17 protein-coding genes and 1 pseudogene are annotated in these 21,855 nt (G+C 59.2%); 11 read left to right on the forward strand and 7 right to left on the reverse strand.

Features of this window, described 5'->3' with window-relative positions:
- Window positions 1-32 precede the first annotated feature (32 nt).
- On the reverse strand, window positions 33-650 hold the full coding sequence (locus PMA3_RS15495) for a MiaE family protein (protein ID WP_064677985.1): 618 nt from the start codon (window positions 648-650) through the stop codon (window positions 33-35).
- A gap of 159 nt (window positions 651-809) precedes the next feature.
- Between PMA3_RS15495 and PMA3_RS15500 the strand changes: the two genes are divergently transcribed.
- The gene (locus tag PMA3_RS15500; RefSeq protein ID WP_064677986.1) at window positions 810-1,673 is read left to right on the forward strand and encodes a universal stress protein; all 864 of its coding nucleotides are present in this window, start codon (window positions 810-812) and stop codon (window positions 1,671-1,673) included.
- 54 nt (window positions 1,674-1,727) lie between these two features.
- Here the strand turns inward: PMA3_RS15500 and PMA3_RS15505 are convergent, their stop codons facing one another.
- Window positions 1,728-2,198, reverse strand: a complete 471-nt coding sequence (locus tag PMA3_RS15505) for a DUF1289 domain-containing protein (protein ID WP_064677987.1) — start codon at window positions 2,196-2,198, stop codon at window positions 1,728-1,730.
- A 406-nt stretch (window positions 2,199-2,604) separates the two neighbouring features.
- Between PMA3_RS15505 and acnB the strand changes: the two genes are divergently transcribed.
- Window positions 2,605-5,205: a bifunctional aconitate hydratase 2/2-methylisocitrate dehydratase gene (acnB, locus tag PMA3_RS15510; RefSeq protein WP_064677988.1), complete on the forward strand. Its 2,601-nt coding sequence runs from the start codon at window positions 2,605-2,607 to the stop codon at window positions 5,203-5,205.
- A 159-nt stretch (window positions 5,206-5,364) separates the two neighbouring features.
- On the opposite strand, the gene PMA3_RS15515 is transcribed toward acnB, so the two are convergent.
- On the reverse strand, window positions 5,365-6,645 hold the full coding sequence (locus PMA3_RS15515; protein WP_064677989.1) for a serine/threonine transporter: 1,281 nt from the start codon (window positions 6,643-6,645) through the stop codon (window positions 5,365-5,367).
- Between the two features lie 159 nt (window positions 6,646-6,804).
- Here PMA3_RS15515 and PMA3_RS15520 point away from each other — a divergent pair.
- The 6 genes and pseudogenes from PMA3_RS15520 to PMA3_RS15545 all read left to right on the forward strand — a co-directional run.
- Window positions 6,805-6,997, forward strand: a pseudogene (locus PMA3_RS15520) (tautomerase family protein); the annotation flags it as partial.
- Between the two features lie 264 nt (window positions 6,998-7,261).
- Complete coding sequence (locus tag PMA3_RS15525) at window positions 7,262-7,783, forward strand: DUF4822 domain-containing protein (protein ID WP_064677990.1); 522 nt, start codon at window positions 7,262-7,264, stop codon at window positions 7,781-7,783.
- Window positions 7,784-7,884: 101 nt separating this feature from the next.
- Window positions 7,885-8,322 carry a hypothetical protein gene (locus tag PMA3_RS15530; RefSeq protein WP_064677991.1) on the forward strand — a complete coding sequence of 146 codons (438 nt, stop codon included), beginning with the start codon at window positions 7,885-7,887 and terminating at the stop codon, window positions 8,320-8,322.
- A gap of 209 nt (window positions 8,323-8,531) precedes the next feature.
- Complete coding sequence (locus PMA3_RS15535) at window positions 8,532-9,497, forward strand: 2-hydroxyacid dehydrogenase (protein ID WP_064677992.1); 966 nt, start codon at window positions 8,532-8,534, stop codon at window positions 9,495-9,497.
- A 145-nt stretch (window positions 9,498-9,642) separates the two neighbouring features.
- The gene (locus PMA3_RS15540; protein ID WP_064677993.1) at window positions 9,643-10,710 is read left to right on the forward strand and encodes a phosphotransferase family protein; all 1,068 of its coding nucleotides are present in this window, start codon (window positions 9,643-9,645) and stop codon (window positions 10,708-10,710) included.
- Window positions 10,711-10,822: 112 nt separating this feature from the next.
- On the forward strand, window positions 10,823-11,590 hold the full coding sequence (locus PMA3_RS15545; protein WP_064677994.1) for an SDR family oxidoreductase: 768 nt from the start codon (window positions 10,823-10,825) through the stop codon (window positions 11,588-11,590).
- A 466-nt stretch (window positions 11,591-12,056) separates the two neighbouring features.
- On the opposite strand, the gene PMA3_RS15550 is transcribed toward PMA3_RS15545, so the two are convergent.
- The 4 genes from PMA3_RS15550 to PMA3_RS15565 all read right to left on the reverse strand — a co-directional run bounded on the left by PMA3_RS15550 (window position 12,057) and on the right by PMA3_RS15565 (window position 16,988).
- Window positions 12,057-12,308 carry a DUF1652 domain-containing protein gene (locus PMA3_RS15550; RefSeq protein WP_064677995.1) on the reverse strand — a complete coding sequence of 84 codons (252 nt, stop codon included), beginning with the start codon at window positions 12,306-12,308 and terminating at the stop codon, window positions 12,057-12,059.
- Window positions 12,309-12,494: 186 nt separating this feature from the next.
- Complete coding sequence (locus PMA3_RS15555; protein WP_064677996.1) at window positions 12,495-13,991, reverse strand: helix-turn-helix transcriptional regulator; 1,497 nt, start codon at window positions 13,989-13,991, stop codon at window positions 12,495-12,497.
- A 132-nt stretch (window positions 13,992-14,123) separates the two neighbouring features.
- Window positions 14,124-15,407 carry a Zn-dependent hydrolase gene (locus PMA3_RS15560; protein ID WP_064677997.1) on the reverse strand — a complete coding sequence of 428 codons (1,284 nt, stop codon included), beginning with the start codon at window positions 15,405-15,407 and terminating at the stop codon, window positions 14,124-14,126.
- A gap of 96 nt (window positions 15,408-15,503) precedes the next feature.
- Window positions 15,504-16,988 (reverse strand): NCS1 family nucleobase:cation symporter-1, encoded by a 1,485-nt coding sequence (locus PMA3_RS15565; protein ID WP_064677998.1) that lies wholly within the window; start codon window positions 16,986-16,988, stop codon window positions 15,504-15,506.
- Between the two features lie 548 nt (window positions 16,989-17,536).
- Here PMA3_RS15565 and hydA point away from each other — a divergent pair.
- From hydA to preA, 3 genes are all read left to right on the forward strand, one after another.
- Complete coding sequence (gene hydA / locus PMA3_RS15570; protein ID WP_064677999.1) at window positions 17,537-18,976, forward strand: dihydropyrimidinase; 1,440 nt, start codon at window positions 17,537-17,539, stop codon at window positions 18,974-18,976.
- 171 nt (window positions 18,977-19,147) lie between these two features.
- The gene (locus PMA3_RS15575) at window positions 19,148-20,515 is read left to right on the forward strand and encodes an NAD(P)-dependent oxidoreductase (protein WP_064680717.1); all 1,368 of its coding nucleotides are present in this window, start codon (window positions 19,148-19,150) and stop codon (window positions 20,513-20,515) included.
- Window positions 20,516-21,790, forward strand: a complete 1,275-nt coding sequence (gene preA, locus PMA3_RS15580) for an NAD-dependent dihydropyrimidine dehydrogenase subunit PreA (RefSeq protein ID WP_064678000.1) — start codon at window positions 20,516-20,518, stop codon at window positions 21,788-21,790. It abuts the gene before it with no gap.
- The last annotated feature ends 65 nt before the right edge of the window (window positions 21,791-21,855 follow it).

The following is a 21,855-nucleotide window of genomic DNA, read 5'->3' on the forward strand; positions in this document are numbered from 1 at the left end:
TGAGCGCGGCTGGCGGGTTGTTTCCATGTAATTCAGTTCACTGCCAAGGGCGTTGGTACGCCACTATGAAAACGGAATTCCACATCCGGCGATTCAATCAGCCCCTGCTCGGCCGCACGGACCCTGTCGATCACCTGTGCAATGTCCTTGGCGTCCCCGTACTGGCAGGCCAGTTTCAGGTATCCCTGGAAATGCCGCGCCTCGCTTTTCAGCAGGCCAAAGTAGAACTTGCCCAACTCTTCATCCAGATGCGGCACCAGCGCCTCGAAACGCTCGCAACTGCGCGCCTCGATAAACGCCCCCACCACGAGGGTGTCCACCAGCTTGACCGGTTCGTGATTGCGCACCACTTTGCGCAGGCCCGAGGCGTATCGCCCGGCGGACAGCTGACGCAATTCGACCTTGCGCTTCTTCATCAGCCGCATGACCTGTTCGTGGTGCACCAGCTCTTCCCGGGCCAGGCGCGACATCATGTTGATCAGATCGACATGGGAGTGATACTTGGCAATCAGGCTCAACGCCGTACTGGCGGCCTTGAATTCGCAGTTCTTGTGATCGATCAGCAGGGTTTCCTGATCGGCCAGGGCGGCCTGGATCCAGCCGTCGGGGGTTCGGCAGCCGAGGAACTGGTGAATGTCGGGAAGAATCATGGGGCTCACGGATAAGAGGTTCAAAACGAAGGGCGCCGATTATACCGGCCTGCCGCCAGACCACCAGCCGTGACCGTTGATATACATCAAGTCCCGAATGTCCGGTCAGCAACTATAGTTGTCCAACGCAGTATTGTTACCTTCCCGGAGATCCCGATCATGCAAGCCATTCGCAGCATCCTGGTGGTCATCGAGCCCGAACACTCGGAAAGCCTGGCGCTCAAACGGGCCAAATTGATTGCCGGTGTGACCCAGGCCCATCTGCACCTGTTGGTATGTGACCCCAAGCATGACCACAGCGGCATGCTGGGCGTACTCAAGGCCGCCCTGATCCAGGACGGTTTCAGCGTCACCACCGAGCAGGCCTGGAACGACAGCCTGCACGAAACCATCGTCGATGTGCAGCAGGCGGAAGGCTGCGGGCTGGTGATCAAACAGCATTTCCCCGACAGCCCGTTGAAAAAAGCCCTGCTGACCCCGGCGGACTGGAAACTGCTGCGCTACTGCCCGACCCCGGTGCTGCTGGTCAAAACCTCGAAACCCTGGACCGGTGGTGTCATTCTGGCGGCGATCGACGTCGGCAATACCGATGGCGAACACCGCACCTTGCACTCCAGCATCGTCGATCACGGTTATGACATCGCCAGCCTGGCCAAGGCCCGTCTGCATGTGGTGAGCGCCCATCCGTCGCCGATGCTGTCGGCGGCTGATCCGACGTTGCAACTGAGCGAAACCATCGAGGCCCGCTATCGCGAGCAGTGCAAGGCCTTTCAGGCCGAGTTCGACATCGATGACGAGCACCTGCATATCGCGGAAGGCCCGGCGGATGTGTTGATTCCGTATATGGTGCACAAGCTGGGTGCGTCGGTGACGGTGATTGGCACGGTTGCGCGGTCCGGGTTATCCGGGGCGTTGATCGGGAATACGGCGGAAGTGGTGCTGGATGCGGTGGAGAGTGACGTGCTGGTATTGAAGCCGGATACGATCATGGATCATCTGGAGGAGATTGTGACGCAGCATTGAGGTTTGCGCTGTTGGTTAGACCGCCTTCGCTGCGATGCAGCGAAGCTTTTAAAATCAACCGCCGAACGCATCCCTGAGAAAACCCGGTGCAATGTAGCGCTGGTAATGCGCCTCGGAGAGCAAAAAGAACTCCCGGTCAATGGCATCTCGCAGTTCCGGCAGGTTCCAGTCGCGAAACTCCGGCATCAACACCATCCCGTAGGCTTCCAGATTGTTGATCACCCGCGCGCCACGGGCGATCAGCTGATAAGCCCAGCAATATTGCGACTGATGCGGCACAAAGCGGATCTTGCGCTGCTCCAGCTGCAATCGCAGGCGCTGGGGATCGAAAACCTCCAGCTTGCTGGCCATCACCTGGGACAGCAGCTGCTCGAGACGCAGCCACACCGCGCGCTTTTGTTCCTCGTTGTAACCGTTCCAGTTGATCACTTCATGGTGGAATCGCTTGCAGCCACGGCACACCAGATCACCGTAAACAGTGGAGCAAAGGCCGACGCAGGGGGTCTTGATGGTCTGATTGGGCATAGTCAGGAGAGCACGGGAAAGCAGAACAGGTGGCCATGTTAGCCCTTTGTCTAACATTCATCACCCCTCAAAATTCAGGGCTGAACTTACCTTTAATTTTTTTTTCCCGTAGAATCAGCCAGCCTTTTAAGGCGCCAATGTCCGTTAGAAGCTGTTTTCAAAGCGTCACGAGCACAGTCGTTCCTTCAGAGCGGTGTTGGCGGAGGGTTTTTCCAGCGGGGAAAAGCCCAACGCCAACCCTCATCAGCTCCCGTTCTGCAGGCGTAAAACTTTGAAAGCAGCTTCTGTAAGGAATTGTCGGTAATTCTGGCTAAGTGGCCCACAACGCCACGCAGCGCATGAGTACGGCAATTTCGGGATGAGCGTCCCGGACACCCAGATGGGACCACTGATGAGGGTAATAACTGTGCTTGAAGCCTACCGCAAACATATCGAAGAGCGCGCAGCACTGGGTATCGTTCCCCAGCCGCTTAACGCCGAACAAACTGCAGGCCTGGTCGAGCTGCTGAAGAACCCCCCGGCTGGCGAAGAAGCTTTCCTCGTTGACCTGATCACCAATCGCGTTCCGCCTGGCGTGGACGAGGCGGCCTATGTAAAGGCCGGTTTCCTCTCTGCCCTGGCCAAAGGCGAAGCCACCTCCCCTCTGATCGACAAGAAGCGCGCTGTTGAACTGCTCGGCACCATGCAGGGCGGCTACAACATCGTGACCCTGGTCAACCTGCTGGACGACGCCGAACTGGCGCCAGTAGCGGCCGAAGAACTCAAGCACACCCTGCTGATGTTCGATGCATTCCACGATGTTGCCGAAAGAGCCAAGAACGGCAACGTTCACGCCAAAGGCGTCCTGCAGTCCTGGGCCGACGGCGAGTGGTTCAAGAACCGCCCTGTGCTGGCCGACAAGATCAGCCTGCGCGTGTTCAAGGTGACTGGCGAGACCAACACCGACGACCTGTCCCCTGCTCCTGATGCCTGGTCCCGCCCGGACATCCCGCTGCACGCCCTGGCCATGCTGAAAATGGCCCGCGACGGCATCGTGCCGGACGTACAAGGCTCCATCGGCCCGATGAAGCAGATCGAAGAAATGCGCAACTCCGGCTTCCCGATCGCCTACGTCGGTGACGTGGTCGGTACCGGTTCGTCGCGTAAATCGGCCACCAACTCGGTGCTGTGGTTCTTCGGCGACGACGTTCCTTTCGTGCCGAACAAGCGCGCTGGCGGCTTCTGCTTCGGCAGCAAGATCGCTCCGATCTTCTACAACACCATGGAAGACGCCGGCGCACTGCCGATCGAATTCGATGTAACCAACATAAACATGGGCGACGTGATCGACCTGTACCCGCACGCTGGCAAAGTCTGCAAGCACGGTACCGAAGAAGTCATCACCACCTTCGAAATGAAGACCCCTGTGCTGTTGGACGAAGTCCGTGCCGGCGGTCGTATTCCGCTGATCATCGGCCGCGGCCTGACCGACAAGGCTCGCGCCGAACTGGGCCTGCCAGCGTTCGACCTGTTCAAGAAACCGGATGTCCCGGTCGAAAGCACCAAGGGTTTCACCCTGGCGCAGAAAATGGTCGGCAAGGCGTGCGGCGTAGCCGGTGTGCGTCCAGGTACCTACTGCGAACCGAAGATGACCACCGTCGGTTCCCAGGACACCACCGGTCCGATGACCCGTGACGAACTGAAAGACCTGGCGTGCCTGGGCTTCTCCGCCGACCTGGTAATGCAGTCGTTCTGCCACACCGCGGCTTATCCAAAGCCGATCGACGTGACCACCCACCACACCCTGCCAGACTTCATGATGACCCGCGGCGGCGTTTCCCTGCGTCCGGGCGACGGCATCATCCACAGCTGGCTGAACCGCATGCTGCTGCCGGACACCGTCGGTACCGGTGGTGACTCCCACACCCGTTTCCCGATGGGCATTTCGTTCCCGGCCGGTTCGGGCCTGGTCGCGTTCGCTGCTGCCACCGGCGTGATGCCGCTGGACATGCCGGAATCGATCCTGGTGCGCTTCAAAGGCAAGATGCAACCGGGCGTCACCCTGCGTGACCTGGTTCACGCCATTCCTTACTTCGCGATTCAGGCCGGCCTGCTGACCGTCGAGAAGAAAGGCAAGAAAAACGCCTTCTCCGGCCGCATCCTGGAAATCGAAGGCCTGGACAACCTGAGCATCGAGCAAGCTTTCGAGCTGTCCGACGCTTCGGCCGAACGTTCGGCTGCCGGTTGCACCATCAAGCTGTCGAAAGAGTCGATCACCGAGTACCTGAGCTCCAACATCACCCTGCTGCGCTGGATGATCGGTGAAGGCTACGGCGATGTGCGCACCCTGGAACGTCGTGCGCAAGCGATGGAAGCCTGGATCGCCAACCCTGAGTTGATGGTTGCCGATGCTGACGCCGAATACGCGGAAATCATCGAAATCGACCTGGCCGACATCAAGGAGCCTGTGCTCTGCGCGCCGAACGATCCGGACGACGCCCGTCTGCTGTCCAGCGTGGCTGGCGAGAAGATCGACGAAGTGTTCATCGGTTCGTGCATGACCAACATCGGTCACTTCCGCGCGGCCGGCAAGTTGCTGGAACAGGTCAAGGGTCAGCTGCCAACCCGTCTGTGGCTGTCGCCGCCGACCAAGATGGACGCTCACCAGCTGACCGAGGAAGGCTACTACGGCATCTACGGCAAGGCTGGCGCTCGCATGGAAATGCCGGGTTGCTCGCTGTGCATGGGTAACCAGGCACGCGTAGAGCCGAATTCGACTGTGGTGTCGACTTCGACCCGTAACTTCCCGAACCGTCTGGGTGACGGCGCGAACGTTTACCTGGCTTCGGCCGAGTTGGCGTCCGTGGCTTCCATCCTGGGTCGCCTGCCGACCGTCGAGGAATACATGGAATACGCGGGCAAGATCGACAGCATGGCGGCCGATGTCTACCGCTACCTGTCCTTCGACCAGATCGCCGAGTTCCGTGAGGCTGCTGCGAACGCCAACATCCCGGTCGTTCAAGCCTAAGGCTGCAACGCAATAAAAAACGCCGCCCATCGTGAGATGAGCGGCGTTTTTTTTATGAGCCCCTGTAGGAGCGAGGCTTGCCCGCGAAGAACGATAACGCGGTCCAGCCGTTTGTCCGCGTGATGGCCTTCGCGGGCAAGCCTCGCTCCTACGGGTCTCTCAAGCACTCAGCGAATAGATCAACGCCGAAATCGCCACCAGGCCTACTGCCGTCACGAAGACGTTGGAAGCCTGACCGCGATAACGCGCCATCGCTGGCACCTTGCGAATCGCATACATCGGCATCAAAAACAGTATCGCCGCAATGATCGGGCCACCCAGGGTTTCGATCATCCCGAGAATGCTCGGGTTCAGGGTGGCAACAATCCAGCACACCACCAGCATGAAGGCCGCCGTCATGCGGTCCAGCGTCTTCGGCGCCGGACGCTTGCCGCTCTTGACGATCAGCCCCTTCAAGCCTTCGCTGGCACCAATGTAGTGACCGAGGAACGACTTGGAAATCGCCACGAACGCAATCAACGGCGCCGCAAAGGCGATGGTCGGATTGCTGAAGTGGTTAGCCAGGTAGGACAGGATCGACAGGTTCTGCGCCTTGGCCTCGGCCAGTTGCGCCGGCGACAGGGTCAGCACGCAGCTGAAGACGAAGAACAGCACCATCACCACCATCAAGGCGTGGGCCCGGGACAGGATCTGCGAGCTGCGCTCCTGGGCGTGGTCGCCGTAACGACGTTTCTGGTCCACCGCAAACGCCGAAATGATCGGCGAGTGGTTGAACGAAAACACCATCACCGGAATCGCCAGCCACAAGGTGTGCAGTAAGGCCGAGGGTTCAGGCACCGTGGACGCGGTGGCGAGGATGCCGCCGTTCCAGTGCGGAATCAGGAACACCGCGAGAAACAGCAGCGCCACGATGAACGGGTAGACCATCAGGCTCATGGCCTTGATGATCGCTTGCTCGCCGCAGCGCACCACGGCCAGCAGGCCGAGGATCAGCACCAGCGACAGTACGGCGCGCGGTGGCGGCATGATGTGCAGTTGATGTTCGAGAAAACTGCCCACGGTGTTGGTCAGCGCCACACTGTATATCAGCAGTATCGGGAAGATCGCAAAGAAGTAGAGCAAGGTGATCAATGCACCGGCCTTGATTCCGAAGTGCTCTTCAACCACTTCGGTAATGTCCGCGCCCTCGCGGCCGGACAGCACGAAGCGGGTCAGGCCACGGTGTGCGTAAAACGTCATCGGGAACGCCAACACTGCCAGGATCAGCAACGGCCAGAAGCCGCCCAGCCCTGCATTGATCGGCAAAAACAGCGTGCCAGCCCCGATGGCCGTGCCAAACAGGCCCAGCATCCAGGTGGTGTCATGGCGATTCCAGCGGGTAAGGCTTGCTGGTGTCGCCGCTACATAGCGTTCGTCGACGCTATTGGCCTGATCATTCATCCGGTGGGATCTCCGCATTCCGGTCATTTGCTACCCGGTCAGGACGAGTCGGAAAAAACCGACAGGCAGCGCCCTGACCGAAACAGGGGCGCGATTGTCCGGGATTAATCAACAGAAGCAAAGACTTAGCTGAGGAGCGGTGGTGCGGATCAGACAATCCGCACCGACAACCTGGTGGTGATCCAAATCACGCTGAGCGAAGGTCGCACCGTCGAACAGAAAAAGCTGCTCAATAAAACCATTGTTGACAGTTTGAATGCGCAACTGGCGGTTCGACTGGTTCATCAATCTGGTAGAAGTGAAAAAAGAGAACTGGTCGTTCGGAAACTGCGTTGCCCAGTACGCCTTCTGATCTGCGCATGCCTGTTTTAGCGGACAGGAGTGGTCACTGAAAATCGATATTGCTCCTCATGCAATATCTGCAAACAGGAAAACTCCTACAGACAACACATCGATAAACAAGTACGACAAACTATTTCTTAAACATTAGAAGCCTGAATTGTTACAAGCAACTACCCACCATTGAACAACTCACATTTCCAGATTATATTTTTCCAGCATTGAATCTGAATGATTAATAGCGCGCGACTCCCCCATTAACCATGGAGTTATCCGTATGCAAAAAAATAATATTACGTCCACACTCCTGCTTGCCGCGGCATTGTTGTGCCCCCTCGGCAGCTTCGCGCAACAAGCCCCTGCCACTGGCGATGCTCGGGACCTGGCCTCCTCTCCTCGGTGGCTGACCACCAAGGTGTATATAGAGGGCGCTCCACAAACGGATGTAAAAGATAAATATCCCGGGGTGGTCGGAATATCGACCTGGGACCCCGAACGCAATCGCTATGAGTTCTTTTACACCGACACGGGAGAATCAAAATACAACAATGGAGGTGGCGGATACTTTTTTGTCACCGGCGATAAAAAAACCCACGTTTTAGTGCCCGATGTCGGGCCAACCAAAGCCATGGCCAGACGATTGGAAACGTTGAATACCAATGAATTCACCTATTCTCGCGAAGTGCCCCGCGATATGGTAAACAACAACCCTCTGGTGCGCATCTATGTCGTTCATGCCCCCTACACCGGCACAGTAGTTACAAAATCCGCCATCAAACCAAATTCCGATACCCACTGAAACCACTCAGACTGAACGGCACCCACAATTTAACTCGCCACCTCCAACGCAGCGTTGGCGTTTAAATATATCTTGCCATCTATAAAACATGGAGTTTCAATATGCAAAAAACTCTCAAAACGTTACTGCTATCTACGGTACTGATCGCCTCGACGTTCTCCGTTGCCAACGCGCAACCCACTACGCCCTCCCCGGCAAAAAATGCCGTTGCCACGCCAGACAATGCCATCATGCTGACCGTCTTTCTAAAGCACGATCAATCACGATCTTTGCCTGAACTGAAGACCCAACTTGAAAAGCAAGGATACTACGAGGCCTTTCCACCTGAGGGGGTAGAAGTCGTCAGTTGGAATACCGTGATGGGTATCGGCCAAATCGTCACATTGCGTTTCCCGGCCTCCCGCCTGATAGAAGTAAATCTTGCATTCGAAAGAACAGCATGGGGAAGTTTCAAGACCGAGTTCTATCCGACCTATGATGCCAAAGCTATTGCACTGGCGGAACGAGACAGAGTACTAAAGCAGCGAACTGCCCAGTGACGCTGCGGCAGCACACTGTATTTGCAGTGTGCTGCCCAGTGACGTGACATCGGCTCCGTCTGCCCTCAACCACGAGTTTGCTTCTTTCAGGAAGCGGTCCAGACTAAAAACACCGTCTCCGGGATTGGCGACCATTGCCAATCCGCTTGGGAATCAGCACCCTGAAAATGTTTTTCACGCCGACACGTCACGATCACAGGAGCCGCGTAATGCCCGCAACCGTTCTGGTACTGGTTGAAACCATCAATGATTACCTGCCGATTCTCGAGCATCAAGGCTTCCACCTGATTCTGGCCCCGACGCCCGCCGAACGTGCTGCAGCCATCACCCGGCACGGCGGCCAGATCGATGCGGTGCTGACTCGCGGTCCTTTGGGGCTGTATGCCGATGAAATCGCCGCCCTGCCCAATCTCAAGATTATCTGCGTGATCGGCGCAGGCTACGAACAGGTCGACCTTCAAGCCGCCGCCGACCGGGGCCTCACGGTCACCAACGGCGCCGGGGTCAACGCGTCATCGGTGGCCGACCACGCCATGGCCATGCTCCTGGCACTGGTGCGCGACATTCCCCGCTGCGACGCCGCCGTGCGCCGCGGCGAATGGCCAAAAATCATGCGCCCTTCCCTGGCGGGCAAACGCCTGGGCATCCTTGGCCTCGGCGCAGTCGGCATGGCCATTGCGAAACGCGCGGCACACGGCTTCGACATGACGGTGAGCTACCACAACCGCCAGCATCGCAGCGACGTGCCCTACAGTTTCTGCTCGACGCCCACCGAGCTGGCGCGTGCGTCGGACTTTCTGATCGTCGCCACCCCCGGCGGCCTGGGCACCAAACACCTGATCAACAAACAAGTGCTCGATGCCTTGGGCCCCAAAGGCTTTGTCGTCAACATCGCCCGGGCCAGCGTCGTCGTCACCGCGGATCTGATCAGCGCGTTGGAACAGCGTCGAATTGCCGGTGCCGCACTGGATGTCTTCGATGCCGAACCCCGTGTGCCGGATGCATTCAAGGCACTGGCCAATGTGATCCTGACGCCGCACGTCGCCGGTTTGTCGCCTGAGGCAACCCAGGGAACCGTGGAGCTGGTGGGTCGCAATCTGGTGGCGTTCTTTTCCGGAAACCCGGTGCTCACCCCTATCGATCTGCCAGCTACCCGGACCAAGGCAGCGCTTTAGGCCATCATTCAAACAGTTGTATCAAAAGCAATGATTGCCCGGCAACACGCTCACCTATAAGGGCTGCTCGTGGTTGTGGGTGTCGGGTGTGCGCATTAGATTAGCCAATAGTTTCAGGCCTCCAGAATAAGCAGAAGGGATAAGCATGGCGCTTACTGACCAGTCCACCCGTATCCGCTCCGGCGAAGAACTCGATGCCAGCCTGATCGATCCGTACCTCAAGGCTCATATTCCTGGCCTCAGTGGCCAGCCTGCCATCAGCCAGTTTCCCGGCGGTGCGTCCAACCTCACCTACTTGCTGGAATACCCCGAACAGGAATTCGTCCTGCGTCGACCGCCATTCGGCCACAAGGCCAAGTCTGCCCACGACATGGGCCGTGAGTTCCGGATCCTCAATCAGCTCCGGGACGGTTTTCCGTACTGTCCTAAAGCCTACGTGCACTGCACCGATGAATCGGTGATCGGCGCCGAGTTCTATGTGATGGAACGGGTCAAGGGCATCATCCTGCGCGCTGAACTGCCACCGGAGCTGGGACTGGATTCGGCAAAGACCGAAACCCTGTGCAAGAGCTTCATCGACAAATTCGTCGAACTGCATCAGGTCGATTACAACGCCTATGGCCTTGGCGACCTCGGCAAACCTGAAGGTTACGTCGCGCGGCAGATCAAAGGCTGGGGCGAACGCTACGAAAAAGCCCTGACCCCGGACGCACCGCAGTGGCAAGCGGTCAAGGCCTGGCTAAACGACAAAATGCCGGCCGATCACCCTACGTCGAGCATCGTGCACAACGACTACCGCTTCGATAACGTGATCCTCGACCCGAACAATCCGATGCAGATCATCGGCGTGCTCGACTGGGAATTGACCACACTTGGCGACCCGTTGATGGACCTGGGCAACACTCTCGCCTACTGGATCGAAGCCGACGACCCGGCGCCGGTGCAGTTGATGCGTCGCCAACCGAGCCACGCCCCAGGCATGCTGACCCGCCGCGAATTCGTCGATTACTACGCTCAACGTTCAGGCATCAAAATCGACAATTTCGATTTCTACTATACCTACGGCCTGTTCCGCCTGGCCGGTATCGTGCAGCAGATCTACTACCGCTTCTTCCATGGTCAGACCCAGGACAAACGCTTCGCACAGTTCATTCACATGAACAAACTGCTGGAGCAGATGAGTCTGCAGGTCATTCACAAATCCAGCCTCTGATAACAACACAGGACTCGTAGGAGCCAGGCTTGCCGGCGAAGCGAATTCAAGTACGCCTTCGCCGGCAAGCCTGGCTCCTACAAACATCAGGCCACCCTAACAAGGAAAACCCATGTCCAAGACCCAATTGTTCGACCTCGACGGCAAGATCGCTTTCGTTTCCGGTGCCAGCCGCGGCATTGGTGAAGCCATCGCGAAGTTGCTGGCCCAGCAAGGCGCCCACGTCATCGTCTCGAGCCGCAAGCTCGAGGGCTGCCAGCACGTGGCCGACGCCATCATCGCTGCCGGCGGCAAAGCCACCGCGATCGCTTGCCATATCGGCGAAATGGAACAGATCAGCCAGGTCTTCGCCGGCATCAAGGAACAGTTCGGGCGCCTGGACATCCTGGTCAACAACGCCGCCACCAACCCGCAATTCTGCAACGTACTGGACACTGACCTCGGCGCCTTTCAGAAAACCGTGGACGTCAACATCCGCGGCTACTTCTTCATGTCGGTGGAAGCCGGCAAGCTAATGCGCGAGAACGGCGGCGGCAGCATCATCAACGTGGCTTCAATCAACGGCGTATCGCCGGGGATCTTCCAGGGCATCTACTCGGTGACCAAGGCCGCAGTGATCAACATGACCAAGGTATTCGCCAAGGAGTGCGCGCAGTTCGGCATCCGCTGCAATGCCCTGCTGCCAGGTCTGACGGATACCAAGTTCGCTTCGGCGCTGGTGAAGAACGAGACGATCCTGAACACCGCGTTGCAGCAGATTCCGCTCAAGCGTGTGGCGGATCCGAGCGAGATGGCCGGGGCCGTGCTTTACCTGGCCAGCGATGCGTCGAGTTACACCACGGGTGTGTCGTTGAATGTGGATGGCGGTTTCCTGTCCTGATACGGAGTTGCTGTCATCGAACAGGATCGACGAGCTCTGAGCGAAACCGCCAGCGACACAGTGCCACTGGCGGTACCCGCAAACACAGCGGTGCTTACTGCGTGATGCACCGAGTGAGCGTCGTGTGACGGGTCACCTGCCCCTCAGCCCTCATATCACCTTGCACCTCGGTGTTTTCCGAGGTCTGGCAAGTGCGTTCAGGGGGTGGCGGCGGTGCGGCGGGAGGGGGTGGTGGCGGACTGGCACAGCCCCCCAGAATCGCGGTAAAGAATGCCAACGACAGTGGCGCTACAATGCGTTTCCCAAGACTTTTCATAGGCTGACCCGCGGTAAGTGATCGACACATTTCCGCAACACAGGAACTCCACCGCCATCCCGCGGACCGGTCACAGAAAAAATACTCTCGTATTCCTTATAGACCAGTCGCCCGCCAATGCCAGTCCGACGCCCGTAAACCTGGCGATTCCTATACCACCGGATCAGACCGATGCAGACCGTTGCTTTCCAGTTCATAGCGTAATTCTTCGATCAGGGCGACAACCGCCTCGGGCGTGCGCAGCGCCGCTACGGTCAATCCGCTGACCACCAGGTCCACCTGCCCCGACACCGGGTGATAAAGCTTCACGGTCAGCGAACTGTCACCTGACATAGTGCATTCGCAGGCCAATGGCGAAAAACTGTGCTCCAGTTCCGCGCGCAATTGCGACAGATAAATCATCGCAACTCACCGTGCAGCGGCACAACCGCACCCTCGAACTTTTGATGACCCATGTGACTGTTCCTTGAATGTTCCAAAGGGGACGCGATAACCCTCCGAAGACTCGTATCGCACCCTTACAGGCTACGAACTGTCGCCCGTGGCCAGAACATCCATTTGCACCGTCCCAACTAGTGCATTTGCACCTTAACGATGCCCTTTGGGCCGCCACTCGCCAGAGAACAACCCGCGCTCGCGGGCCCAGACAATCGCCTCGCTGCGACTGTGCACATCCAGCTTGGAATATACCGTCGACACATGATTGCGCACCGTGTTGGTCGCCAGCTTCAGCCTCACCGCGATTTCCTTGTCGGCCAGCCCTTCACAGATCAGGCCGAGCACATCGCGTTCCCGGGCAGTCAGGTCGGTGAAGGAGACGCGGGGCAATGTCGGCGAACTGACCTTCTTCACGTTGGCGAGCTTCTCGATCAGCGTACGGCTGAACCAGGAGGCATCTTTCATCACCTCTTCGATGGCCGATATCAGTTCAAGCTCCGTGCGTTTACGTTCTGTGACGTCCATCAATACCAGCAGGTAGCAAAGGCCATCCTGAATGGCCACGGTATCGGCCGACACCGCGCAATCGATCAATTCGCCGTCTTTTCGACGGACGCGAACATCAATGCGATCCAGGCTTGCGGTTTTTTCCAGTGTTGCAAACAGCCGGGTGCGTGCGCCCTTGTCATGGATGAAATCGATCTGCGCGATGGTCCTGCCGAAGACCTCTTCACCGGGGTACGCAAAGGTATCGAGAAAGGCTTTATTGACGTCCATCACCACCTGATCATGGGCGCCACACACCAGGATCGGTACCGGGCTCAGGCGAAACGCCTTGGCAAAACGCTCCTCACTCTGGCGCAGAGCGATTTCGGCCTTGTGCCGCGGCTCCATGTCGACAAATGAAAACAGCATGCAGGCTTCGTCGTTGAGTTCAAGGGGTTGGCCGGCAACGATGACCTGTCTGCAACCACCGTCGGATAATTGCAGCTGCGCCGACATTTGCGGAATGGTCGCTCCTTCGCGCAACCGCTGTTTGGCCAGGTCCTTGTTTTCGGCCCCATCCAGCACGTCCAGTTCATAGGTCGTGGTGCCGATAACCTGATCACGGGCATAGCCGGTCATCTCGAGGAAGCCGGGGTTGACTTTGATGTAGCGCAAATCGCTGAGACGGCAGATCACCGCGGGAGCCGGATTGGCGTTGAAGGTCTTTTCGAAACGCTGCTCGGCACTGGCCCACTCGGTGACATCGTCCATGATCAACACCAACGACTCCGGTTCGCCAGCATTGTCGGTCAGGACCATGCTGCGCACGTTGTGCACCCAGGAGCGCTCTTCGTCGCCAGTCGGTATCACCTCGACCAGGACGTCACTGAAGGTCTCGCCGCGAGCCACTCGGCTGATCGGGTAATGGTCGGCCGGGACCGGATGATTATTGCGATAGCGCAAGGTGAAACGCCTGGCGTAATCCCTGGCATCGCGGCCCAGGTCACCCATCCGGCTGACACCGTGCATGGCCAGCGCGGCCTCGTTGGCCCAGAGAATGGTCTGGTCGAGTTCCAGCAGAATCACCCCGTCGGACAGCCCCGCGATGATCTGCTGCAACTGCCGGCGATTGGTTTCGGTGGTCAGGACGTCCTGGCTCATTGCATCTCCACGGTATAACGGCGCGTTTGCGTGCGGCCTGTGAAGATTACGACCGCTGGCGAGCCTGATCGTGCAGAGCCTGTTCATGGGCATGCCGGGTATAAGGCCAATTTAGCTGCAATCTTTTGCGCTTCAGGCCGCCAGTTTTCCAGATGCGATGGCGGCGGACGCCGCCAGCATCGCGCGCAACAGCACCGCACAACCGGCCGCCAGGTCATCCGGCGCGGCGTTCTCGATTTCGTTGTGGCTGATGCCGCCTTCGCAAGGCACGAAGATCATCCCGGCCGGGCCGAGTTCGGCGAGGAAGATTGCGTCGTGCCCTGCCCCGCTGACGATGTCCATGTGCGACAGGCCCAGCCCTTGGGCGGCACCGCGTACCGCTTCCACGCAACCCTGATCGAAATACAAGGGTGGGAAATCGGCAGTGGGCGTCAGCTCATAAGTCAGGCCGTGGGTCTGGCAGGTGGTTTCGATCACCTCACGGACCTCGGCAATCATTGAATCCAGGCGTGCCGGTTCCAGATGACGGAAGTCCAGGGTCATGCGAACTTCACCGGGGATGACGTTGCGTGAGCCGGGGTAGGCTTGCAGGCAACCGACGGTGCCGCAGGCATGGGGTTGGTGGCCGAGGGCGGCGCGGTTGACGGCGCCGACGATAATCGAGGCGCCGACCAGGGCGTCCTTGCGCAAGTGCATCGGGGTCGGGCCGGCGTGGGCTTCGACGCCGCGCAGTTTCAGGTCGAACCATTTTTGCCCGAGGGCGCCCATGACGACGCCAATGGTCTTGTGTTCGTCTTCAAGGATCGGGCCTTGCTCGATGTGCGCTTCGAAGTAGGCACCGACCGCGTGACCGCTGACCTTGCGCGGGCCGGCGTAGCCGATGGCATTCAGCGCTTCGCCGACTGTGACACCTTCGGCATCGACCTTGGCCAGGGTTTCTTCCAGGGTGAATTTTTCCGCGAACACACCGGAGCCCATCATGCAGGGGGCGAAGCGCGAGCCTTCTTCGTTGGTCCAGACCACCACTTCCAGCGGTGCTTCGGTTTCCACCCCCAGGTCGTTGAGGGTGCGCAGGACTTCGACGCCCGCCAGCACACCGAAGCAGCCATCGAACTTGCCGCCGGTGGGTTGGGTGTCGATATGGCTGCCGGTCATGACCGGTGGCAAGTCCGGATTGCGCCCGGGGCGGCGGGCGAAGATGTTGCCCACGGCGTCGATGCTGACGGTGCACCCGGCCTCCTCGCACCACCGCACGAAAATATCCCGGGCCTGGCGGTCGAGGTCGGTCAGGGCCAGGCGACAGACGCCGCCCTTGACCGTGGCGCCGAGTTGGGCCAGTTCCATGAGCGACTGCCACAGGCGGTCGCGGTTGATGTGCTGATGGGTGGATTGCAGAACGTCGATGGCAGCGTTCATGATGATCTCCTCAGGCAGTTGTTATAGGTTTCTTCAGGCAGTTCTTTGTCGTTCATGAGGCCGCCTTCGCTGGCTTGCCAGCGAAAGGGCCCTCCCTCACACCGCAGATTTCACCGCAGTGGGACTCGGCCGCATCGCACTCAACCCGTAATAAATCAACCCGCCGAGTGCCGATCCGGTAAACCAGCCATAGCTGTAGAACCAGCTGAACGCATCACTGCCAAGCGACAACAACGTCAACACCACCGGCACCCCGAAGGCGATAAACCCGAACCAGTTCCAGGCCGGGTAAACGTCATCCCGATACAGCCCGGCCAGGTCCAGTTGCTGCTTCTTGATCAGGAAATAGTCCACCACCATGATCCCGGCGATCGGGCCCAGCAAACTGGAGTAACCCAGCAACCAGTTGGAATAGACCGTTTCCAGGCTCAGATCGGAAACGATCAGCCCAAGCTTTTTCAGCAGTTCATGCCCCATCAGCACCAGCCCGACCAGTCCGGTGAGCATCACCGCCTTGGTCCGGTTGATGACCTTGGGCGCGATGTTCTGAAAGTCGTTGGTCGGCGAAACGATGTTGGCTGCGGTGTTGGTCGACAGCGTGGCGATGATGATCAGCGCCATGGCCAGTGCAACCCACACCGGGCTCTGGATATGACCGATCAGGGTGACCGGATCGGAGACGGTGACGCCCACCAGTTTCACGGACGCGGCCGTCATTACCACACCGAGGGAGGCGAACAGGAACATGGTCAGGGGCAAGCCGATGATCTGCCCGACAATCTGGTCCTTCTGGCTTTTCGCATAGCGGCTGAAGTCCGGGATGTTCAACGACAAGGTGGCCCAGAACCCGACCATCGCGGTCAGCCCGGCGGCGAAGTAACTGACCACGCTCGCCCCTTCCGGACGCTTGGGCGGGATCGCCAGCAACTCGGTCATCGACACATTCGGCATCGCCCACACCAGCAGCCCCACACCGACCAGCACCAGCAGCGGTGCCGACAGGGTTTCCAGCCACTTTATCGATTCGGCCCCACGAATCACCACCCACAGGTTCAGCACCCAGAACACCATGAAGCCGATGACTTCACCGGTACCGCCCAGTGACTTCCAGCCCTCGAACACCGATCCCAGGAACAGATGGATCGCCAATCCGCCGAACATTGTCTGGATACCGAACCAGCCGCAGGCCACCAACGCGCGGATCAGGCACGGGATGTTAGAGCCGAGGATGCCGAAGGACGAACGCAGCAGCACCGGAAACGGAATACCGTATTTAGTACCGGGGAACGCGTTAAGCGTCAGCGGGACCAGGACGATGATGTTGGCAAACAGGATCGCCAGCAACGCCTCGCCCACGCTCAGGCCGAAGTAGGCGGTGAGTACGCCCCCCAGGGTATAGGTCGGCACGCAGATCGCCATGCCGACCCACAAGGCGGTGATGTGCCATTTGTTCCAGGTTCGCTCGCGCACCTTGGTCGGTGCCATGTCGTGGTTGTAACGGGGACTGTCGAGAACGTCGCTGCCGGCTTCGAGCTCGAACAAGCCGTCGCGCTCGGTCACTTGCGATCTGATCTGTTGCATGGCCGCTCCACTGTTCTTTGAATTATTTTTTGCTCATCAGGGGCCGATGGCATCAATAACCGTGCCGGGCACCCCGCCTGTGCATCGGGCAGTTCCATAAAAACTTTGTAAGCCACTGATGTACATCATTTTTAATTATCAGAATATGAATTCTCGTTTACTTGTCATACCCGTTGGGCTGACTATCCGACACATCGTCCAAACAGCCAGGACTCAATCTGGTGCAGCTGTTTTTTTCAAGCTTGCGCATCAACCATAGACCATCCTTCAAGCGGCTGATTTCACATAGAAATCTCGTTCATTTTCAGAACCTGTCAAGTGCGTCAAAATGGTGAGAGGCCTCACCATTTCAGTGAACTTGTTAATTTATCTTTCAATATCAACACTTTAATAAATGTATAAGCTTATAAAAATATTCTTGCCCAATTCCCAAACTGCAGCTAGCGTCTATTCTTGACAGCACTGACAGGAATACACCTGTTGGTGCCCGCTTCATATAAAACATTTAGAACCGGCACCAGTCGGTCATTGCCTGCGAGGAACTCGGAATGTCTCTGTTGATCCGTGGCGCCACCCTTGTTACCCATGATGAAAGTTATCGTGCCGACGTCTATTGCGCCGACGGCGTGATCAAAGCCATCGGTGACAACCTTGATGTACCGGCGGACGCCGAAGTGCTCGACGGCAGCGGCCAATACCTGATGCCCGGCGGCATCGACCCGCATACGCACATGCAACTGCCCTTCATGGGCACCGTGGCCAGCGAGGATTTTTTCAGCGGCACCGCGGCGGGACTTGCCGGAGGCACCACGTCGATCATCGACTTCGTGATTCCCAATCCGCAGCAGTCGCTGATGGAAGCGTTTCATCAGTGGCGCGGCTGGGCCGAGAAGTCGGCATCGGATTACGGCTTCCATGTCGCCATCACCTGGTGGAGCGAGCAGGTTCGCGAAGAAATGGCCGAACTGGTCAGCCAGCATGGCGTCAACAGCTTCAAGCATTTCATGGCCTACAAGAACGCGATCATGGCCGCCGACGACACCCTGGTGGCGAGTTTCGAACGCTGCCTGGAGCTGGGCGCGGTGCCGACCGTGCACGCGGAAAACGGTGAACTGGTCTATCACCTGCAACGCAAGTTGATGGCGCAGGGCATGACCGGCCCTGAGGCGCATCCGCTGTCGAGGCCTTCGCAGGTTGAAGGCGAAGCGGCGAGCCGCGCGATCCGTATCGCCGAAACCCTGGGCACACCCTTGTACCTGGTGCACGTCTCGACCAAGGAAGCCCTCGACGAAATCACCTACGCGCGCAGCAAGGGGCAGCAAGTCTACGGCGAGGTGCTGGCCGGGCATCTGCTGCTGGACGACAGCGTTTACCAACACCCGGACTGGCAGACCGCTGCCGGTTACGTGATGAGCCCGCCCTTCCGTCCTCGCGGCCATCAGGAAGCGCTGTGGCACGGTTTGCAATCGGGCAACCTGCACACCACCGCCACGGATCACTGCTGCTTCTGCGCCGAGCAAAAAGCCGCCGGCCGTGATGACTTCAGCAAGATCCCCAACGGCACCGCCGGGATCGAAGATCGCATGGCGGTGCTCTGGGACGAAGGGGTGAACAGCGGGCGTTTGTCGATGCAGCATTTCGTTGCACTGACCTCCACCAACACCGCGAAGATCTTCAACCTCTATCCGCGCAAGGGTGCGATTCGCGTCGGTGCCGATGCCGATCTGGTGCTGTGGGATCCCCAGGGTACGCGCACGATTTCGGCGAAGACGCATCACCAGCAGGTCGACTTCAACATCTTCGAAGGCAAGACCGTACGCGGCGTGCCGAGTCACACCATCAGCCAAGGGCGAGTGGTCTGGGCCGATGGCGACTTGCGGGCCGAGCGTGGTGCAGGACGGTATGTCGAGCGGCCGGCGTATCCGGCGGTGTTTGATTTGCTGAGCAAGCGGGCTGAGTTGAATCGGCCGGTTGCAGTGAAACGCTGAGAGCGGCCTTCGGCCTATCGCGGGCAAGCCTCGCTCCTACAGTTGAAATGCATTCCCCTGTAGGAGCGAGGCTTGTCGGATCGCCGCACCGCCGCGAAGAGGCCGGCCCAGACAACAAAAAAACCAATGCCCACCAGAGGCAATACCTCAAATAACCGTGAGGCCAACACCGTGATCAAGACCCTGAACCACCTCCCGCATCCCCATGAGAATGCGGCCGCCCTCGCCAGCCATTTCACCGACCTGGCCCCGCCACTCAACGACCGCCAGGCCCATCTGGAAGCCTCGCGTTGTCTGTATTGCTACGACGCGCCCTGCGTGAATGCCTGTCCGAGCGACATCGACATTCCCTCGTTCATCCGCAACATCCACCAGGAAAACGTGCAGGGTGCCGCGCAGAAAATCCTCTCGGCCAATATCCTCGGCGGCAGTTGCGCGCGGGTGTGCCCGACGGAAATCCTCTGCCAGCAAGCCTGTGTGCGCAACAACGCCGAGGAATGCGCCCCGGTGCTGATCGGCCTGTTGCAACGGTACGCGGTGGACAACGCGCACTTCAGCGCACACCCGTTCCAGCGCGCCGCGGCTACGGGCAAGCGCATCGCTGTGGTCGGTGCCGGCCCCGCCGGCTTGTCCTGCGCTCACCGCAGCGCCATGCACGGGCATGACGTGGTGATATTCGAGGCCCGGGAAAAGGCTGGCGGCCTCAATGAATACGGGATCGCCAAGTACAAACTGGTGGACGATTACGCGCAGAAGGAGCTCGAATTCCTACTGCAGATCGGTGGCATCGACATCCGCTACGGGCAAAAACTGGGAGAGAACCTGACCTTGAGCGACCTGCACCAACAATTCGATGCGGTGTTCCTCGGGCTCGGGTTGGCGGCCAGCAAGCAACTGGGGTTGCCTCACGAAGACGCACCCGGTCTGCTCGCCGCCACCGACTACATCCGCGAATTGCGCCAGGCCGATGACCTGAGCCTGCTGCCCCTGGCGGATCGCTGCATCGTCCTCGGTGCCGGCAACACCGCCATCGACATGGCCGTGCAAATGGCCCGTCTCGGTGCGCGCGACGTCAACCTGGTGTATCGCCGCGGTGTCGAGGACATGGGTGCCACCGGCCACGAACAGGACATCGCCAAGGCCAATCAGGTGCGCTTGTTGACGTGGGCACAACCGGAACAAGTCTTGCTCGACGACCTGGGCCAGGTGCGCGGCATGCGCTTCGCCCGCACCCACCTGGTAGAAGGTCGCCTGCAAACCACCGGGGAAACCTTCGAACTGGCCGCCGACGCCATTTTCAAAGCCATCGGCCAGGCCTTCGACGCCAGCGCCCTCGCCGATCCGCTGGCCCGTGAACTCAAGCGCCAGGGCGAGCGAATCCTGGTGGACGAACAGCTGCGCACCAGCATCCCCGGGGTGTATGCCGGCGGCGATTGCACCAGCCTCGATCAGGACCTCACCGTACAGGCCGTTCAGCACGGCAAACTGGCCGCCGAAGCCATCAACGCCCAACTCATGCTCAACGTGGAGGCTGCGTAAATGGCCGATCTCTCGATTGTCTTCGCCGGCATCAAAGCCCCCAACCCGTTCTGGCTGGCCTCCGCGCCACCGACCGACAAGGCCTACAACGTGGTCCGCGCCTTCGAGGCGGGTTGGGGCGGCGTGGTCTGGAAAACCCTGGGAGAAGACCCGGCGGCGGTCAACGTCTCGTCGCGCTACTCCGCGCATTTCGGGCCCAACCGTGAAGTAGTGGGCTTCAACAACATCGAACTGATCACCGATCGGTCGTTGGAGATAAACCTGCGGGAAATCACCCAGGTCAAAAAAGACTGGCCGGACCGCGCGCTAATCGTCTCGTTGATGGTGCCCTGCGTGGAAGAGTCATGGAAATTCATCCTGCCGCTGGTGGAAGCCACCGGTGCCGACGGCATCGAGCTGAATTTCGGCTGCCCCCACGGCATGCCGGAACGGGGCATGGGCGCAGCGGTCGGCCAAGTGCCGGAGTATGTCGAGCAAGTCACCCGCTGGTGCAAGACGTATTGCTCGCTGCCAGTCATCGTCAAGCTCACGCCGAACATCACCGACATCCGCGTCGCCGCCCGCGCAGCCCATCGTGGCGGCGCCGATGCCGTATCGCTGATCAACACCATCAACTCGATCACCAGCGTCAACCTGGAACGCATGGTCGCCAATCCCGCCGTCGGCAGCCAGAGCACCCACGGCGGTTATTGCGGGTCGGCGGTCAAGCCGATCGCGTTGAACATGGTCGCCGAAATCGCCCGCGACCCGCAGACCCAGGGCCTGCCGATTTGCGGCATCGGCGGGATTGGCAGCTGGCGCGACGCGGCGGAATTCATCGCCCTGGGCAGCGGCGCGGTGCAGGTGTGCACGGCGGCGATGCTGCATGGTTTCCGGATAGTCGACGAGATGAAGGATGGCTTGTCACGCTGGATGGACAGTCAGGGTTATGCCAGCGTCGCCGATTTTTCAGGACGTGCGGTGGGCAACACCACGGACTGGAAGTATCTTGATATCAACTATCAGGTGATCGCGAAGATTGATCAGGAAGCCTGCATCGGCTGCGGTCGCTGTCATATCGCCTGCGAAGACACCTCGCACCAGGCGGTGGCCAGCCTCAAACAGGCGGACGGCACGCACAGGTATGAAGTGATCGATGAGGAGTGCGTGGGCTGCAACCTGTGCCAGATCACTTGTCCGGTGCAGGATTGCATCGAGATGGTACCGATGGAGAACGGCAAGCCGTTTCTGGATTGGGATCATGATCCGAGGAATCCTTATCATGTTGCCGTTTAAGGCAGGCGCTGACTGAACTGACGCCTTCGCGGGCAAGCCTCGCTCCTACAGAGTTCTTTGGCGTA

The sequence above is a fragment of the Pseudomonas silesiensis genome (genome assembly GCF_001661075.1).
Taxonomy (GTDB): domain Bacteria; phylum Pseudomonadota; class Gammaproteobacteria; order Pseudomonadales; family Pseudomonadaceae; genus Aquipseudomonas; species Aquipseudomonas silesiensis.

Excerpts from the sequence above, each read along its gene's own strand:
- PMA3_RS15495 (WP_064677985.1), bottom strand. The coding sequence starts at position 650 with ATGATTCTTCCCGACATTCACCAGTTCCTCGGCTGCCGAACCCCCGAC.
- PMA3_RS15500 (WP_064677986.1), top strand. The coding sequence starts at position 810 with ATGCAAGCCATTCGCAGCATCCTGGTGGTCATCGAGCCCGAACACTCG.
- PMA3_RS15505 (WP_064677987.1), bottom strand. The coding sequence starts at position 2,198 with ATGCCCAATCAGACCATCAAGACCCCCTGCGTCGGCCTTTGCTCCACT.
- PMA3_RS15515 (WP_064677989.1), bottom strand. The coding sequence starts at position 6,645 with ATGAATGATCAGGCCAATAGCGTCGACGAACGCTATGTAGCGGCGACA.
- PMA3_RS15525 (WP_064677990.1), top strand. The coding sequence starts at position 7,262 with ATGCAAAAAAATAATATTACGTCCACACTCCTGCTTGCCGCGGCATTG.
- PMA3_RS15530 (WP_064677991.1), top strand. The coding sequence starts at position 7,885 with ATGCAAAAAACTCTCAAAACGTTACTGCTATCTACGGTACTGATCGCC.
- PMA3_RS15535 (WP_064677992.1), top strand. The coding sequence starts at position 8,532 with ATGCCCGCAACCGTTCTGGTACTGGTTGAAACCATCAATGATTACCTG.
- PMA3_RS15540 (WP_064677993.1), top strand. The coding sequence starts at position 9,643 with ATGGCGCTTACTGACCAGTCCACCCGTATCCGCTCCGGCGAAGAACTC.
- PMA3_RS15545 (WP_064677994.1), top strand. The coding sequence starts at position 10,823 with ATGTCCAAGACCCAATTGTTCGACCTCGACGGCAAGATCGCTTTCGTT.
- PMA3_RS15550 (WP_064677995.1), bottom strand. The coding sequence starts at position 12,308 with ATGATTTATCTGTCGCAATTGCGCGCGGAACTGGAGCACAGTTTTTCG.
- PMA3_RS15555 (WP_064677996.1), bottom strand. The coding sequence starts at position 13,991 with ATGAGCCAGGACGTCCTGACCACCGAAACCAATCGCCGGCAGTTGCAG.
- PMA3_RS15560 (WP_064677997.1), bottom strand. The coding sequence starts at position 15,407 with ATGAACGCTGCCATCGACGTTCTGCAATCCACCCATCAGCACATCAAC.
- PMA3_RS15565 (WP_064677998.1), bottom strand. The coding sequence starts at position 16,988 with ATGCAACAGATCAGATCGCAAGTGACCGAGCGCGACGGCTTGTTCGAG.
- hydA (WP_064677999.1), top strand. The coding sequence starts at position 17,537 with ATGTCTCTGTTGATCCGTGGCGCCACCCTTGTTACCCATGATGAAAGT.
- preA (WP_064678000.1), top strand. The coding sequence starts at position 20,516 with ATGGCCGATCTCTCGATTGTCTTCGCCGGCATCAAAGCCCCCAACCCG.